The organism is Enterobacter sp. Tr-810 (genome assembly GCF_011752765.1).
Lineage (GTDB): Bacteria > Pseudomonadota > Gammaproteobacteria > Enterobacterales > Enterobacteriaceae > Enterobacter > Enterobacter soli.
Genome location: NZ_VWWW01000001.1, coordinates 703,051 through 719,050, shown reverse-complemented (window position 1 = coordinate 719,050; position 16,000 = coordinate 703,051). Strand labels below are relative to the sequence as shown.

Annotated in this window: 15 protein-coding genes; 7 read left to right on the top strand and 8 right to left on the bottom strand. The window is 53.5% G+C overall.

What is annotated here, in order from left to right:
• Nucleotides 1–69: 69 nt before the first annotated feature.
• A complete protein-coding gene (locus tag F3J30_RS03460; RefSeq protein ID WP_166715868.1) occupies nt 70–762 on the bottom strand; it encodes a molecular chaperone in 693 nt (230 codons plus the stop codon).
• Between the two features lie 129 nt (nt 763–891).
• Nucleotides 892–1,467, bottom strand: a complete 576-nt coding sequence (locus tag F3J30_RS03455) for a fimbrial protein (RefSeq protein WP_166715865.1) — start codon at nt 1,465–1,467, stop codon at nt 892–894.
• Between the two features lie 498 nt (nt 1,468–1,965).
• Here F3J30_RS03455 and flhB point away from each other — a divergent pair, with 498 nt between their 5' ends.
• The 5 genes from flhB to F3J30_RS03430 all read left to right on the top strand — a co-directional run bounded on the left by flhB (nt 1,966) and on the right by F3J30_RS03430 (nt 8,566).
• The gene (gene flhB, locus F3J30_RS03450) at nt 1,966–3,114 is read left to right on the top strand and encodes a flagellar biosynthesis protein FlhB (protein WP_014070708.1); all 1,149 of its coding nucleotides are present in this window, start codon (nt 1,966–1,968) and stop codon (nt 3,112–3,114) included.
• Nucleotides 3,107–5,185: a flagellar biosynthesis protein FlhA gene (flhA, locus tag F3J30_RS03445; protein ID WP_166715863.1), complete on the top strand. Its 2,079-nt coding sequence runs from the start codon at nt 3,107–3,109 to the stop codon at nt 5,183–5,185. Before flhB ends, flhA begins: the two co-directional genes overlap by 8 nt.
• The gene (locus tag F3J30_RS03440) at nt 5,185–5,577 is read left to right on the top strand and encodes a flagellar protein FlhE (protein WP_166715861.1); all 393 of its coding nucleotides are present in this window, start codon (nt 5,185–5,187) and stop codon (nt 5,575–5,577) included. Before flhA ends, F3J30_RS03440 begins: the two co-directional genes overlap by 1 nt.
• A 261-nt stretch (nt 5,578–5,838) precedes the next feature.
• The gene (locus F3J30_RS03435; RefSeq protein WP_014070705.1) at nt 5,839–7,422 is read left to right on the top strand and encodes an MFS transporter; all 1,584 of its coding nucleotides are present in this window, start codon (nt 5,839–5,841) and stop codon (nt 7,420–7,422) included.
• Nucleotides 7,423–7,426: 4 nt separating this feature from the next.
• Entirely contained in the window at nt 7,427–8,566 is a 1,140-nt protein-coding gene (locus tag F3J30_RS03430) for a glycoside hydrolase family 105 protein (protein ID WP_166715858.1), read from the top strand.
• 34 nt (nt 8,567–8,600) lie between these two features.
• Here the strand turns inward: F3J30_RS03430 and argS are convergent, their stop codons facing one another.
• Nucleotides 8,601–10,334, bottom strand: coding sequence for an arginine--tRNA ligase (argS, locus tag F3J30_RS03425; RefSeq protein ID WP_166715856.1), 1,734 nt, complete (start codon nt 10,332–10,334; stop codon nt 8,601–8,603).
• 238 nt (nt 10,335–10,572) lie between these two features.
• Between argS and F3J30_RS03420 the strand changes: the two genes are divergently transcribed.
• Together F3J30_RS03420 and cutC are read left to right on the top strand one after the other, a co-directional pair.
• Nucleotides 10,573–11,133 (top strand): VOC family protein, encoded by a 561-nt coding sequence (locus F3J30_RS03420; protein WP_166715854.1) that lies wholly within the window; start codon nt 10,573–10,575, stop codon nt 11,131–11,133.
• Nucleotides 11,134–11,218: 85 nt separating this feature from the next.
• Nucleotides 11,219–11,962: a copper homeostasis protein CutC gene (cutC, locus tag F3J30_RS03415; protein WP_166715852.1), complete on the top strand. Its 744-nt coding sequence runs from the start codon at nt 11,219–11,221 to the stop codon at nt 11,960–11,962.
• Nucleotides 11,963–12,224: 262 nt separating this feature from the next.
• Here the strand turns inward: cutC and cmoB are convergent, their stop codons facing one another.
• From cmoB to F3J30_RS03390, 5 genes are read right to left on the bottom strand one after another with little or no spacing between them, the layout of a single operon-like run.
• Complete coding sequence (gene cmoB, locus F3J30_RS03410; protein ID WP_014070700.1) at nt 12,225–13,196, bottom strand: tRNA 5-methoxyuridine(34)/uridine 5-oxyacetic acid(34) synthase CmoB; 972 nt, start codon at nt 13,194–13,196, stop codon at nt 12,225–12,227.
• Nucleotides 13,193–13,936, bottom strand: coding sequence for a carboxy-S-adenosyl-L-methionine synthase CmoA (cmoA, locus tag F3J30_RS03405; RefSeq protein WP_014070699.1), 744 nt, complete (start codon nt 13,934–13,936; stop codon nt 13,193–13,195). Before cmoA ends, cmoB begins: the two co-directional genes overlap by 4 nt.
• Before the next feature lie 40 nt (nt 13,937–13,976).
• Nucleotides 13,977–14,372: an MAPEG family protein gene (locus tag F3J30_RS03400; protein ID WP_166715850.1), complete on the bottom strand. Its 396-nt coding sequence runs from the start codon at nt 14,370–14,372 to the stop codon at nt 13,977–13,979.
• A gap of 51 nt (nt 14,373–14,423) precedes the next feature.
• Nucleotides 14,424–15,242, bottom strand: coding sequence for a DUF72 domain-containing protein (locus tag F3J30_RS03395; protein WP_166715848.1), 819 nt, complete (start codon nt 15,240–15,242; stop codon nt 14,424–14,426).
• On the bottom strand, nt 15,239–15,805 hold the full coding sequence (locus tag F3J30_RS03390; protein WP_166715846.1) for a hydrolase: 567 nt from the start codon (nt 15,803–15,805) through the stop codon (nt 15,239–15,241). The genes F3J30_RS03395 and F3J30_RS03390 overlap by 4 nt, the downstream gene beginning before the upstream one ends.
• Between the last annotated feature and the right edge of the window lie 195 nt (nt 15,806–16,000).

Sequence of the window (16,000 nt, the reverse complement as noted above, 5' to 3'; positions counted from 1 at the left end):
TATCAGCGAGGCGAATGTGTTTTTCCGTTTGCCAGGTAACTGACATAGTCCATTCGTCATTTTGTTGATTTATCCCTGAATCATTGTGGATGTGTATTTTTCCGATGCATTTCCGTAATCAGTAATACAACGCCAGCTAATCTGAGTGCCTGAAGCCTTCGCCGGAAGAGGGACCGCAATGCGAGAAAAAGGCGCAACCATATCGGCCTTCGGTAGCGGGGTATTTCCGAACTGTAGGCTGTCAAAAACGCTGTAAAATGCGCCATCGTTTATGACTATCACGTCACTTATTTCCTGACGGAAATGCAGATTTTTACAGGTGTCACCGGGTGTCCCTTTAAGCCCTGAAGGGCGCCAGAACAACTTCAGGCGGGTCTTATAAATAAGACGCAGCATGTTTTTATCGCTGTCCTCTTTGGCGGTGGCAGGGATGGTGCGGATGTTCATATAAAACAACGACTCGCGGTCTTCAGGGAGCGAAGAACCATTCCAGGCGATACGAAGGCTTTGCTCTTTTTGTGCATCCAGGCGGAAAAGCGGAGGGGTGACAATAAAGGGGCCACGCGTTGTCTCGTCACCGGTGTCCGTCCAGGACTGGATGAGCCAGGGAAGGGCGTTATCTTTATTGACGAGCGGAAGGGCTATCTCTTTTTTTTCGGCATTGTAAATAATACGTGTGCGGCCAATCTGGACACCAGCTGCATGGCTCAACGTGGGCATTATTAGCGAGAGATAGATAAATGCTTGCGACAATTTACGCATGGTCAGCCTGCTGTTCGTGGTTTTAAAATAAAATAGAATAATCCGGGGTTATCCGGACTATTCTATTTAGTCTTCTCAGGGGGTGCTTTTTAGTTAAAAATTGAATTGATGAATGTTTGATACACCCTGTTAACGGTAAAGAATATTGATTGTCATATCGGCATCGGCCGGGCCTGGTTCGACATTAGCAGCAAAGGATTTATAACGCGCATTGAAATCAGCATGAACCTGATCTCCTTTTATCGTAGGGAGCGTAATGCGCGCCTGATTTTCGCTACCATCGAAGGCAATATAGTCGAGATTGTCATTAGTCGGGCTCACGGCAATACCAATGCCAGTCGCGGCAGTTTCACCATCTGTAGTGATTTTACTGACGTCCAGCAAGATCGTTGAACCTGTGACGGTAGTGCTACCGTTAAACGTTAGTTGTACTGCTGGCAGACCATCACTTTTGACCGGGCAGTCTGAGAGTGTGATACTAAAAGGGATCAATTCGCTTTCTTTACCCACCTCAGTAAATAATGAGTTTGGATACGTCCCCAACGGTACAGTGCTGTCTGTGCCATTATCACCTTCAATCGTGCAACTTGGTTCAATAATTTGCCCGGTAAAGTGAATTGTCCCTGCATTCATTTCAGCAGCAATGGCGCTAACAGAAACGAAGCTAAGAATAAAACTGGCTACCATTGTTTTGGTAAGTTTCATCAATAGTGTCCTTTAATAAATAATACATCTCTTCGTTGAATATTAGAAAGTTTGGTAATGGTGGCATTGATTCCATGGGGAGTATACACCCTTATTTTGCGCTGAAAAGACAGGCAAAATTAAAACAACCTTGAAAAAAACAAGGTATATCTTTGGTGAATTTTTTTGTTTAATTGATCAAAATGATCTTTGTCTTTGATTATATAAAATTAAGGAATGTAATTCTGTCATGTAACGGATATTTCTGCGAGCTGCGGCGATTGCCGTAAATTTCTTGTTTATGAGTTGTAGTAATGAGTTTTGAAACGCGTAAGGATTTAACAAATGTTGTTAACGAATAATACATTTGGGCATTTTTCTGAAAAATGAAGCGGCGTTGAAAAAGCCTTGTGGAAAGTAAACCAGGTAAAAACGGTGAGTTATAGAGCCTTTTCCAGCCATTGATTGCCCTGAGCTCTGGCATGATACCCGTGACTTAATGGGCTGCGAGCACGTACAGTGTCAGAAGAAAACGACGACAAAACGGAAGCCCCCACACCCCACCGACTTGAAAAAGCACGTGAGGAAGGGCAGATCCCCCGCTCCAGAGAACTGACATCCCTGCTTATTTTAGTGGTGGGTGTTTGTATTATCTGGCTGGGAGGGGAGTCGCTCGCCCGAAGACTGGCTGGAATGCTCTCTACCGGATTACGTTTTGACCACAGCATGGTCAACGATCCGAACCTTATTCTCAGCCAAATCATTCTGCTCATCAAAGGCGCGATGATTGCCTTGCTACCGCTGATAACCGGCGTGGTACTGGTGGCTATCGTCTCGCCCGTTATGCTGGGTGGCCTGGTGTTCAGCGCCAAATCGCTGCAACCTAAATTTTCCAAGCTTAATCCGCTGCCGGGCATCGCCCGTCTGTTTTCTGCCCAGACCGGCGCAGAGCTGGTGAAAGCGATTCTGAAATCCACGCTGATGGGTAGCGCGGCGGGTTTTTATCTTTTGCACAACTGGCCGGAAATGATGCGCCTTATCAGCGAATCGCCGCTCACCGCCATGAGCAACGCCATGAACCTGGTTGGGCTTTGTACGCTGCTGGTGGTGCTGAGCATTATCCCGATGGTGGGCTTCGACGTAATCTTCCAGTTGTACAGCCACTTCAAGAAACTGCGCATGTCACGTCAGGATATTCGTGATGAATACAAGCAGATGGAAGGTGACCCGCATGTGAAGGGGCGTATTCGCCAGATGCAGCGCGCTGCCGCCCGCCGTCGCATGATGGAAGACGTGCCAAAAGCCGATGTCATTGTCACCAACCCTACACACTACTCGGTGGCGTTGCAGTACGACGAAAACAAAATGAGCGCGCCAAAAGTGGTGGCGAAAGGGGCCGGGCTGATTGCGCTGCGTATTCGTGAGATCGGCACGGAGAACCGCGTTCCCATTCTTGAAGCACCGCCGCTGGCGCGTGCCCTATACCGCCATGCGGAAATCGGACAACAAATCCCGGGGCAGCTTTACGCCGCAGTGGCAGAAGTGCTGGCCTGGGTATGGCAATTGAAACGCTGGCGTTTAGCAGGCGGTCAACGACCTGTGAAACCTGAAAACCTTCCAGTGCCAGAAGCGCTGGATTTTATGAACGAGAAGGACACTGATGGCTAATCTGGTGGCAATGTTGCGCCTGCCGAGCAACATGAAATCGACGCAATGGCAGATTCTGGCCGGGCCGATTCTCATCCTGCTGATTTTGTCGATGATGGTACTGCCGCTCCCGGCATTCATCCTCGATCTGCTTTTCACATTCAACATTGCACTGTCCATCATGGTGCTGCTGGTGGCGATGTTTACCCAGCGCACGCTGGAATTTGCTGCGTTCCCGACCATTCTGCTGTTTACCACCTTGCTGCGTCTGGCGCTGAACGTGGCCTCCACTCGTATCATCCTGATGGAAGGGCACACCGGTGCGGCGGCAGCGGGTAAAGTGGTTGAAGCCTTCGGTCACTTCCTGGTGGGCGGTAACTTTGCCATCGGTATCGTGGTGTTTGTGATCCTCGTTATCATCAACTTTATGGTTATCACCAAAGGTGCAGGGCGTATCGCGGAAGTCGGCGCGCGCTTCGTGCTGGATGGGATGCCTGGTAAGCAGATGGCGATCGACGCCGACCTTAACGCGGGTCTTATCGCTGAAGATGAAGCCAAAAAGCGCCGTGCGGAAGTGACCCAGGAAGCTGACTTCTACGGTTCAATGGACGGTGCGAGTAAGTTTGTGCGCGGGGATGCTATCGCGGGCATCCTGATTATGGTGATCAACGTGGTGGGCGGCCTGCTGGTCGGTGTACTGCAACACGGCATGGACCTGGGCCACGCGGCGGAAAGCTATACGCTGCTGACCATCGGTGACGGCCTGGTTGCACAGATCCCGGCGCTGGTTATCTCTACCGCTGCGGGTGTTATCGTTACCCGCGTCAGCACAGACCAGGACGTTGGCGAGCAGATGGTTGGCCAGCTGTTCAGCAACCCGCGCGTGATGCTGCTGGCTGCGGCGGTGCTGGGGCTGCTCGGTCTGGTTCCGGGGATGCCAAACCTGGTATTCCTGCTGTTTACCGGCGCTCTGCTTGGCCTTGCCTGGTGGATGCGCGGGCGTGAAGCCAAACCCGCGGCCGAGCCTGCGCCTGTTAAAGTACAGGAGAATACGCAGGCGGTCGAAGCCACCTGGAACGATGTTCAGTTGGAAGATTCTCTGGGGATGGAAGTGGGCTATCGCCTGATCCCGATGGTGGATTTCCAGCAGGATGGCGAGCTGCTTGGGCGTATTCGCAGTATTCGTAAGAAATTCGCGCAGGAGATGGGCTTTTTGCCTCCGGTTGTGCATATCCGCGACAACATGGATTTACCGCCGGCGCGCTACCGCATTCTGATGAAAGGTGTGGAAATTGGCAGCGGTGATGCTTATCCGGGACGCTGGCTGGCTATCAACCCGGGCACGGCTGCCGGGACTCTGCCGGGCGAGCAAACCATCGATCCGGCCTTTGGTCTGGCCGCTATCTGGATCGAGAGCGCGCTGAAAGAGCAGGCGCAGATCCAGGGTTATACCGTGGTGGAAGCCAGTACCGTCGTGGCAACCCATCTTAACCATCTGATTGGCCAATTCTCGGCGGAACTGTTTGGTCGCCAGGAAGCGCAGCAGCTTCTGGACCGCGTGACGCAAGAGATGCCGAAACTGACCGAAGATCTGGTACCGGGCGTAGTGACGTTAACCACGCTGCACAAAGTACTGCAAAATCTGCTCGACGAGAAAGTGCCTATCCGTGATATGCGCACTATTCTGGAAACCCTGGCGGAACATGCGCCGCTGCAAAGCGATCCGCATGAGCTGACGGCGGTGGTTCGCGTGGCGCTGGGACGAGCTATTACCCAACAGTGGTTCCCGGGAACAGGCGAAGTACAGGTTATAGGCCTTGATACTCCGCTGGAGCGCTTGCTGCTTCAGGCCTTGCAGGGGGGCGGCGGTCTGGAACCGGGTCTGGCAGACCGGCTGCTGGCACAAACTCAGGAAGCGCTGGCGCGTCAGGAGATGCTGGGTGCGCCACCGGTTCTGCTGGTGAACCATGCCCTGCGTCCGCTGTTGTCACGCTTCCTGCGTCGCAGCCTGACGCAGCTGGTGGTGCTGTCGAACATGGAGCTGTCGGATAACCGCCATATCCGCATGACGGCGACCATTGGAGGTAAATAATGCATAAGTGGCTATGGATACTGTTCTTCCCGCTGGCGGCGCAGGCCGCAGGCGAGGGGGCATGGCAGGCCAGCAGCATGGGGATTACGCTCAATCATCGTGGTGAGGCGATGTCTTCACGTCCGCTATCTCCTTCTGAATCTGCCACCGGCCTGATGACGCTGGTGGCCTGGAATTACAAGCTGATTGGCCCAACACCCGCAGGGTTGCGCGTGCGCCTGTGTACGCAGACCCGCTGTGCCGAAATAGAAGGTGAAAATGGTACCACTCAGGCGTTTAACGGCGTGTCTGCCATCGAGCCGCTGCGCTTTATCTGGGAAGTTCCTGGCGGCGGACGTTTGATCCCGGCGCTGAAAGTCCAGAGCAACTCCGTCATCGTTAACTATCGCTAACCGCCTGCCTTTTAACCAGCCATCAGGCAATTCTGATGGCTGGCTCGCAAAATTGACCTTGCCTTTTGAAGCAATAGAAACGCTGTTTTATAAATCAGTGACACGCGTAATGACACTCTTTGCATTTTTGCCATCCGCCACTTTGTTATGGCAGAAACAGAAAGGTATCAATAAGTCGATAATTCTACTGTAGCCGTGTAAAAACTCCCGGACGAGGTTTGCTTACAGGGAGTCTCCCAAAACTGATTAGGGTTGACGGCAATGAAAACACGTAAAATTGGACTCGCAAATTATCTTGCTTATGGATCAGGCGATTTTCTCGGGGCGGGTACAACCGCCCTGACGGCCGCCTGGCTTTTATATTTTTATACGACCTTTTGTGGACTTACTCCGATTGAGGCAACCTTCATCTTTGCGGCTGCAAGGGTACTGGATGCTGTTGTTAGCCCGTTGATGGGCTTTATGACCGATAACTTCGGTACGACCTGGCTCGGTAAGCGCTTTGGTCGTCGTAAGTTCTTTATCCTGCTGGGTATTCCTTGCGTGTTCAGCTACTCACTGATGTGGGTCGGGGACATGAGCTTCTGGTACTACCTGCTGACCTATCTGGTGTTTGATATCGTCTACACCATGATTCTGGTGCCATACGAAACGCTGGTACCGGAGATGACCGATGACTTCAAACAGAAAACCAAATTCTCCGGCGCACGTATTTCGATGGCGCAGATGTCGGCGATCCTTGCTTCATTCCTGCCGGGTATTTTGTTAACCCATTTCGGCAAAGACAACGCCGTTTCCTTTTTCTACGCAAGCCTGGTCTTCTCCGTACTGTGTGCGATGATGCTGACCTTCGTCTGGTTCTTTACCTGGGAGCGCCCGCGTGAAGAGTGGACTGAAGCGGCGTTGCGCGCTGAAGAAGAGAAGAAAAAACTGACGCTGGGGCAGAGCCTGAACCGTCTGTTTGTTGAATTAAGCTCGACACTGCGCATTAAAATTTTCCGTCAGCATCTTGGCATGTACCTCGGCGGTTATATTGCGCAGGACGTCTTCAATGCCGTGTTCACCTACTACGTGGTATTCGTGCTGATGCAGGAAGCCTCAATGGCCTCGAACCTGCTGGGCACGATGGCTATCTTCCAGTTCCTTGCCGTTATCGCCATGATCCCGCTGTGCATTCGCTTCGGGCCGGCACCGTCTTACCGCATGGTGGTCGTGCTATTTGGTCTGGCGTCTATCTCTTATGCCGTGCTCTATTACGCGGGGCTGAGCGATGTCTACGCCTTGCTGCTGCTGGTGTCTGCTGTTGCCGGTTTGGGTCGCGGTGGTATCAACTATGTCCCATGGAATACCTACACCTACATTGCAGATGTGGATGAAGTGATCACCGGTCAGCGCCGCGAAGGGATCTTTGCCGGCATCATGACCCTGACCCGCAAAGCCTCTCAGGCGGGGGCGGTGATGCTGGTGGGCATCGTGATGCAGATGTCCGGTTTTGTCAGCGGCCAGAAAGTTCAGCCTGCTGAAGTCAGCCACACCATTCTGATGATCCTGAGTGTGGGTACCATTCTGGTGCTGTTCTGCGGCTTCCTGGTGTCCCTGCGTTTCAAACTCAATTTGCAGACCCACAGCACGCTGCGCGAAGAAACGGCCAAAATGCGTGAGTCTGGCCATGCGGTGGCGGAAACCGCAACGCCGCAAGCCCGTGCCACCGTCGAGATGCTGGCCGGTATGCCGTACGACTCTCTGTGGGGCAATAACAACATTGGTTATCTGAACCGCAATAAACCCGCTGCGCCTTCGCTGAAGGATCGTACGGTACTGAATTCGACATACAACAGAGGTTAAGATTATGAAAGTTTGGCCTGTCAAACAGAGTCCGTTACTGCGTCAGCCTGAGCGTTTTATCGCCAGAGATGAACTGAAATCACTGATTCAGAAAGTGACGCATAATCTGGTGAACATTCACGATAAAACGGGCGAATTTTTGCTGCGACTGGACGACGGGCGCGTGATCGACACCAAAGGCTGGGCGGGATGGGAGTGGACGCATGGCGTTGGTTTGTACGGTATCTGGCAGTACTACTGCCAGACCGGCGACGACGCGATGCGTGACATTATTGATAGCTGGTTTACCGACCGCTTCGCGGAAGGGGCGACCACCAAAAACGTCAATACCATGTCACCGTTTTTGACACTGGCTTATCGCTACGAAGAGACGAAAAATCCGGCCTGGCTGCCGTGGCTGGAAAGCTGGGCGGAATGGGCGATGAACGAGATGCCGCGTACCGATCACGGCGGGATGCAACACATCACACTGGCTGAAGAGAACCATCAGCAGATGTGGGATGACACGCTGATGATGACGGTTCTGCCGCTGGCGAAAATCGGCAAGTTGCTGAACAAGCCTGAATACGTTGAAGAAGCGGTGTATCAGTTCCTGCTACACGTGCAGAACCTGATGGACCGGGAAACCGGGCTGTGGTTCCACGGCTGGAACTACGAAGGAAACCATAACTTTGCCAATGCCCGTTGGGCGCGCGGCAACAGCTGGCTGACTATTGTCATCCCGGATTTCCTCGAGCTTGTGGATCTGCCGGAAAACAACGCCGTACGCCGCTACCTGGTCCAGGTGCTGAATGCGCAGATTGCGGCCCTGGCGAAGTGTCAGGATGACAGCGGTCTGTGGCACACGCTGCTTGACGATCCTGACTCTTATCTGGAGGCATCAGCAACCGCGGGATTTGCTTACGGTATTCTGAAAGCCGTGCGTAAGCGTTATGTCGGGGCGGAGTATGCAGAGGTCGCCGATAAAGCAATTCGCGGCATTGTGAAAAACATCTCGCCGGAGGGAGAGCTGCTGCAAACATCGTTTGGTACGGGGATGGGCAGCGACCTGGAGTTTTATCGCCAGATCCCGCTGACGTCGATGCCGTACGGACAGGCGATGGCCATTTTGTGTTTAACGGAATATTTGCGGAAGTACTTCTGATAATAAAAAACCCGGCGCTTGCCGGGTTTCTTTTTTACATACGCTCTACGGTTTCGATACCCAGGGTATCCAGACCCAGTTTCAGGGTCTTCGCCGTCAACTGCGCCAGCTTCAGGCGGCTGTTGCGCACCGCTTCGTTTTCTGCCGACAGGATAGGGCAGTGTTCGTAGAAGCCAGAGAACAGACCCGCCAGGTCGTACAGATACGCACACATCACGTGCGGGGTACCGTCACGAGCAACGACTGACAGCGTCTCTTCAAATTGCAGCAGGCGAGCAGCCAGCTGGGCTTCACGATCTTCGCTAATCTGAACCGCGGCATTGGCCAGTACGCTTTCGTCGATATTCGCTTTACGGAACACAGACAACACGCGGGTGTAGGCATACTGCATGTACGGCGCAGTGTTGCCTTCGAATGCCAGCATGTTATCCCAGTCGAACACGTAGTCAGTGGTACGGTTCTTGGACAGATCCGCGTATTTCACGGCACCAATACCGACCGCGTTAGCCAGTTTTTCCAGTTCATCGGCTGGCATATCCGGGTTCTTCTCTGCCACCAGACGACGGGCGCGTTCCAGAGCTTCATCCAGCAGGTCAGCCAGTTTTACCGTGCCGCCAGCGCGGGTTTTGAACGGTTTACCGTCTTTACCGAGCATCATCCCGAACATGTGGTGTTCCAGCGGAACAGAATCAGGCACGTAGCCCGCTTTGCGCACAATCGTCCACGCCTGCATCAGGTGCTGGTGCTGACGGGAATCGATGTAGTACAGCACGCGATCGGCATGAAGGGTTTCGTAACGGTATTTCGCGCAGGCAATATCGGTGGTGGTGTACAGATAGCCGCCATCCTTTTTCTGGATGATCACGCCCATCGGTTCGCCTTCCTTGTTTTTGTACTCATCAAGGAACACAACCGTTGCGCCTTCGCTCTCTACTGCCAGACCTTTAGCTTTAAGATCGGCCACAATTCCTGGCAGCATTGGGTTATACAGGCTTTCACCCATCACATCATCACGGGTCAGGGTCACGTTCAGACGGTTATAGGTTAACTGGTTCTGGGACATGGTGATGTCTACCAGCTTGCGCCACATCTCGAGGAAGTACGCGTCGCCGCCCTGTAATTTCACCACGTAGCTACGCGCACGCTCGGCGAAGACTTCATCTTCGTCGTAGTGCTTTTTCGCTTCGCGGTAGAAACCTTCCAGGTCCGCCAACGCCATTTCGCCTGCATTTTCCTGCTGCTGTTTTTCCAGGTAAGCAATCAGCATCCCGAACTGCGTACCCCAGTCACCCACGTGGTTCGCACGGATAACGTTGTGGCCGAGGAACTCCAGCGTGCGCACGGACGCATCACCAATGATGGTGGAGCGTAGGTGACCGACGTGCATCTCTTTCGCCACGTTTGGCGCAGAGTAGTCAATCACGATGGTCTGTGCTTCTGGCTGGGTTACGCCCAGGCGGTCGGACTTCAGCGCCGCGTCAACGTTGCTTGCCAGGAATGCCGGGTCAAGGAAGATATTGATAAAGCCCGGGCCAGCGATTTCCGTTTTGCTGGCAATACCAGCGAGATCCAGATGAGTCAGCACCTGCTCAGCGAGTTGTCGCGGCGGCATTCCCAGTTTTTTAGCCACTGCCATCACGCCATTAGCCTGATAGTCGCCAAACTGTACTTTTGCTGACTGACGAACCTGCGGTTCGCAATCCGCAGGTGCGCCTGCGGCAATCAGTGCCTGACTGACTTTTTCTGAGAGAAGAGCCTGAATATTCACCTGGATACCTTACATTTTTGATGCGGACTCAACACATCCGCGCCAGTTTAAGAATTTAGGGCGGGAGTATACTGCAAATGCCTTCTGGCGTCAGCATTGCGGGGGCCTTTGATTGTACAGAATCCAGGCTAAGACAGTGTGCATAATCATGCAGTCGTAAAAACCGCATCGCTGCGGTTGGTAGAAACGCGCCAACAGAGTAAATTAGCGGCTTTGCGACACATTGAGAGACGATTTTATGGCGAACTGGCAATCCATTGACGAACTGCATGATATTTCAGCAGATCTCCCGCGTTTCACCCAGGCGTTCACAGAACTTGCCACCCGTCTTGGTCTGGATATTGCGCCGCTTGAGGCCGATCACATTTCACTGCGCTGCCACCAGAATGCCACCGCCGAGCGCTGGCGTCGTGGGTTTGAGCAGTGCGGGGAACTGCTGTCAGAAAACATCATTAACGGACGTCCAATTTGCCTGTTTAAGCTGCATGAACCGGTTTGCGTTGCCCACTGGCAATTCAGCGTGGTTGAGCTGCCGTGGCCGGGTGAAAAACGCTATCCGCATGAAGGCTGGGAACACATCGAAATTGTGCTGCCGGGCGAGCCTGAAACCCTTAACGCGCGCGCGCTGGCCCTGTTGTCTGATGAAGGGTTAAGCAAGCCGGGTATCTTCGTGAAAACCAGCTCCCCCAAAGGGGAGCGCGAGCGTCTGCCAAACCCTACGCTTGCTGTGACGGACGGGCAGGTTACGGTGAAGTTTCATCCGTGGACAATTGAGCAGATTGTTGCCAGCGAAGCCTGAATGTAAGACTTGTGAGCTCACGCCAGGACCCACAGCGGCAGGCGTGTCATGATGGTGTGTTTCGTGGATTTTTAAGGAGGATTGAATGGCGCTGCTGGAGATTTGTTGTTACAGCGTGGAGTGTGCCGTGACCGCACAACAACAGGGAGCCGATCGCATTGAACTGTGCGCGGCACCGAAAGAAGGGGGGTTAACACCCTCTTATGGGGTGCTGAAATCGGCTCGTCAGGCGGTTTCCATTCCCGTTCATCCGATCATTCGTCCGCGTGGCGGTGATTTTTGTTACACGGAGGGTGAATTCAGTGCCATGCTGGAAGATATCGCCCTCGTTCGCGACCTGGGATTCCCGGGGCTGGTTATCGGCCTGCTTGATGAAGACGGCAATGTCGATATGCCGCGGATGCGGCAGGTCATGGATGTAGCAAAAGGGCTGGCAGTCACTTTTCATCGTGCGTTTGACATGTGCAAGAACCCGATGCAAGCCTTTGATAATCTGGCCGAACTGGGTGTTGCGCGTATCCTGACATCGGGTCAGCAGTCGTCCGCAGAAAAAGGACTGCAATTAATTACGGAACTAAAAGCACATTCCGGTGTTCTAAAAATAATGGCAGGCGCAGGAGTTCGCGCCAGCAATCTGAATCTGTTTTTAAACGCAGGGGTAGAAGAGCTTCATAGCTCAGCAGGCAAGTGGATGCCTTCACCTATGCGTTATCGCAATACAGGGTTGTCAATGTCGACGGATGCTGAAGCGGATGAGTATTCACGCTACGGTGTAGATGGAGAGTCGGTTGCGGTAATGAAATCGCTGATTGAACGTCATCACGTGTAGCAACGTACCGATTTTTACCGCGCATCATGTCGCCCAATATGATGCTTGCTTGTACCAGGCCCCTGCCAATTAAACAGGGGCCTTTTTTTCTCCTTCATATTTCAAGCCGCAGCCGCGTTGGCTGCCTCGCTCACCCCGGTCACTTACTGATGTAAGCTCCCGGGGATTCGCTGCGTTGCCGGCTTGCTGCAACTTGAACTATTTTGGAGAAAACGTGCGACGCGTAGGTCGGGTAAGGCGCAGCCGCCACCCGGCAAAAAGACTACGGCTTAGTCGCAATCAGCACCGCACGCATCGGTGCCGGATAGCCTTCAATCGTTTTACTGTGGTCTGCCGGGTCGAGGAACTGCTCCAGCGATTCGGTGATCATCCAGTCTGTACGGCGCTGCTCCTCGATTGAAGTCACGCTCACATCGGCAATACGCACATCGACAAAACCGCACTTCTCAAGCCAGTTTTTCAGCGCCAGCGCGGAAGGAATAAAGTACACGTTGCGCATCTGGGCATAGCGGTCGCCAGGCACCAGAACGGCATTCTCATCACCTTCGATAACCAGCGTTTCCAGTACCAGCTCACCGCCGCTGACCAGCTGATCTTTCAGCTGCCACAGATGCTCAAGCGGGGAACGACGGTGATAAAGCACGCCCATGGAGAACACAGTATCAAAGGCTTTCAGCGCTGGTAATTGCTCGATACCCAGCGGCAGCAGATGCGCACGCTGATCATTGCCAAGTAATTTACGCACGGCTTCAAACTGACACAGGAACAGCTGCATAGGATCGATACCGACCGCCAGATGTGCGCCTGCGCCAATCATACGCCACATGTGATAACCACTGCCGCAGCCCACATCCAGAATGGTGCGCCCGCTGAGGTCAGACAGATGCGGCAGAACGCGATCCCATTTCCAGTCTGAACGCCATTCCGTGTTGATGTTCACGCCGTAAAGTGAAAACGGCCCTTTGCGCCACGGCATCAGGTTACGCATCAGCGTTTCAATGCGGTTCGTCTGGCCAGCGGAGAGTGGCTCTGCGCTCTCGGCCGTGACGCTGTGCAGCAAATCAAGACGATGAGGCGTCAGTTCTGGCAAAAACTCCACCGCATTCGACCACTGCTTTAACAGACCGTGCTGCTGATCGCGCTGCCAGGTGGCGATTTGCGCAGGCAGTGTTTCCAGCCAGTGGGAAAGGTGATTTTTGGCAATCAACTGATAGAAATTACCGAACTCGATCATGCCGCGTCCCCGGCTTTAAGCGCCACCAGAGAGCCAAAGTTGAAGCACTGGAACCACAGTTCGCTGTGCTCAAACCCGGCTTTGCGCAGACGCGCTTTGTGGGTTTCAACGGAATCCGTCAGCATGACGTTTTCAAGCATACTGCGCTTCTGGCTGATCTCCAGCTCGCTATAGCCGTTTGCCCGTTTAAAGTCGTGGTGCATGTTAAACAGCAGTTCGCCCACATCGGCATCCTCGAAACTGAATTTCTCGGATAACACCAGCGCACCGCCCGGGTTCAGGCCCTTATAAATCTTGTCCAGCAGCAGCTGGCGATCTTCCGGCACCAGGAACTGAAGGGTGAAATTCAGGACCACCATTGAGGCGTTCTGAATGTCGATATCGCGGATATCGCCTTCTACAACCTCCACCGGCGTTGGGGCTTTATACGCGTCAATATGGCGACGGCAGCGTTCGACCATGGCCGGAGAATTATCAACAGCGATGATTTTACACCCTTCCTGACGAACGTTACGACGAACCGACAGCGTTGATGCGCCAAGCGAACACCCCAGATCATAGACCTGCGTGCCGGGTTGAACAAAACGTTCAGCCAGCATCCCGATCATGGAGACAATATTGGAGTAACCAGGTACAGAGCGCTGGATCATGTCAGGGAAGACTTCGGCTACCCGTTCATCAAAGGTCCAGTCGCCCAGACTGGCGATAGGCGCGGAAAAAAGCGTGTCGCGATCAGACATAACGTAAAAATCCGGGAAAAATAAAGTGGCGTATTGTGCGCTAATGGAAGGAGAAAACCAACTCCCACGGCATATACCAAAGGTTAGCCAGCACCATCAGCAAAAGCGAACACCAGGTTGCGCTCATACCGGAACGACGCCAGCGGAACAAGCGGTGGTGAAAGCCGTAATAATGCATTAACCGGCCTGCAATCAGCAGCAAGCCACAGATGTGGACCATCCAGGTTTGTGCGCCGTTCATCTCCATAAACAGCAGCAATATCAGCGCAACGGGGATGTATTCAACCGCATTACCGTGGATGCGGATCGCGCTTTGCAGCTCGGAAAAACCACCGTCGCCATAGGACACGCGGTACTGCATTCTGAGGCGCACAACATCAAACGAAAACTTAATCAGCAGTAATGCACCTAAGACCGCATAAAGCGCGCTGACCATACAAACTCCCTGTTTTTGGCAGATGGCACGTCTATATGATAGGGGGTGATATCAGAAAAGAGAAGATTGTTGTGGGATAGAGGGCGCGTCGCCTACGGACGGAACCGCATTCTGCAAGGCCTGCCAGAGTGCATCGACCAGTTCAGGAGCCTGGGCGATATCAGGCGTATGCAAAAACAGGAACGGGGTTGTGGTCTGTTCCCATTTCGGCAGGGTTTGCAGCCAGACGGCGAACATGTCCTGATTTTGCTGCATGTTATCGCTGCCGATAAAGCGAACCATCGGATTGCTGGCCGTCACCACGGCATGAACGGGCACTTTCGGTTTCTTACGCTGCGCGTCAATAATGGCATCGTTATGCGCAATGGCGCTATGCACCGGGCGGCTGTCGAGGATAACGCGGTTAACCGTGCGTTCATGCAGACCGCGATTGAGGGCTTTTTCAGCCTCGCCTTTGGCGAAAAAATCGGTATGGCGCACTTCAACGCCGTAGGTAAATTCCCGGGGCAGGGCATCGAGAAATTGCCACAGGGCAGGCATGTCGCGCGGGCCAAATGCCGCAGGAAGCTGGAGCCAGTACTGGCCGATACGATTTGCCAGCGGCGACATTCGGTCAAAAAATTCAGTGGTTAAATCACCACAGTTACGCAATGCCGCGGTATGGCTGATGGTTGCAGGAAACTTAAAGCAGAAGCGGAAATCATCGCTCGTTTGCTCTCGCCAGCGCTCGACGATCTCTGCTCTGGGAAGGGCATACAGGGTGGTATTGCCCTCCACGCAGTTAAAGTGCCGGGCATACTCTTCGAGGCTGGTTATCCCAAGGCGCACCCATTTCGGGTGCGACCACTGGGGCAGGCCCACATACATCATAGGGCGCTTAACACCTCATCGGTGCTGCGCACACGGCCGATACGCGGGAAGATGTTGGTCATGCTTCCCTGGTGTTGTTCCGCAGAGCCTGCGCTGCACGCATCTTCCACGATGACCAGGTTAAAGCCCAGCTCCCATGCGTTACGGGCGGTGGATTCCACGCCAATATTGGTGGAAATCCCGCACAGAATGATGGTGTCGATACCGCGGCGACGCAGCTGTAATTCCAGGTCGGTGCCATAGAATGCGCCCCACTGGCGTTTAGTGACTTCGATATCGCTGTCGCGTTTGCCGAGTGATACCGGATATGTCCACCAGTTTTCCGGCAGCGCATGTCCTGCGGCCTGGGCATCGACTGGCTGTTTTAACGCTTCGGCGAAATCCTCAGACCAGCCGACACGCACCATGACAACAGGTGCGCCACTGGCGCGGCATTTTTCTGCCAGACGGGCGGCACGGCTGACCACGTCGTCAGCGGTGTGCGGGCCACCGGCAAATGGCAGGATCCCTTCCTGTAAATCAATCACCACAAGGGCGGTTTTGGCGGCATCGAGTGTAAACATAGTAACTCCAGTCAAATTAATCGCTTCGGCTACACCTTACGATGTTCCGGCCTGTTACCGGGCGGATAATTTTGTTAATTTTTGTGAGAATGCGCAATAAGAGTGCAGCAAACGTGCCTCAGGCCGTGCTTCTCTCTTATCGTCGGGCGGAATTTCCAGTATAATAGCCGCCTTTTTTCATCCAGTTGTGACATA

Bases quoted from the DNA above. Each gene is read 5' to 3' on its own strand.
- F3J30_RS03455 (WP_166715865.1), bottom strand. From the start codon at position 1,467: ATGAAACTTACCAAAACAATGGTAGCCAGTTTTATTCTTAGCTTCGTT.
- F3J30_RS03420 (WP_166715854.1), top strand. From the start codon at position 10,573: ATGGCGAACTGGCAATCCATTGACGAACTGCATGATATTTCAGCAGAT.
- F3J30_RS03440 (WP_166715861.1), top strand. From the start codon at position 5,185: ATGCATAAGTGGCTATGGATACTGTTCTTCCCGCTGGCGGCGCAGGCC.
- F3J30_RS03395 (WP_166715848.1), bottom strand. From the start codon at position 15,242: ATGATGTATGTGGGCCTGCCCCAGTGGTCGCACCCGAAATGGGTGCGC.
- cmoB (WP_014070700.1), bottom strand. From the start codon at position 13,196: ATGATCGAGTTCGGTAATTTCTATCAGTTGATTGCCAAAAATCACCTT.
- F3J30_RS03400 (WP_166715850.1), bottom strand. From the start codon at position 14,372: ATGGTCAGCGCGCTTTATGCGGTCTTAGGTGCATTACTGCTGATTAAG.
- cmoA (WP_014070699.1), bottom strand. From the start codon at position 13,936: ATGTCTGATCGCGACACGCTTTTTTCCGCGCCTATCGCCAGTCTGGGC.
- F3J30_RS03430 (WP_166715858.1), top strand. From the start codon at position 7,427: ATGAAAGTTTGGCCTGTCAAACAGAGTCCGTTACTGCGTCAGCCTGAG.
- flhA (WP_166715863.1), top strand. From the start codon at position 3,107: ATGGCTAATCTGGTGGCAATGTTGCGCCTGCCGAGCAACATGAAATCG.
- cutC (WP_166715852.1), top strand. From the start codon at position 11,219: ATGGCGCTGCTGGAGATTTGTTGTTACAGCGTGGAGTGTGCCGTGACC.
- F3J30_RS03460 (WP_166715868.1), bottom strand. From the start codon at position 762: ATGCGTAAATTGTCGCAAGCATTTATCTATCTCTCGCTAATAATGCCC.
- F3J30_RS03390 (WP_166715846.1), bottom strand. From the start codon at position 15,805: ATGTTTACACTCGATGCCGCCAAAACCGCCCTTGTGGTGATTGATTTA.
- F3J30_RS03435 (WP_014070705.1), top strand. From the start codon at position 5,839: ATGAAAACACGTAAAATTGGACTCGCAAATTATCTTGCTTATGGATCA.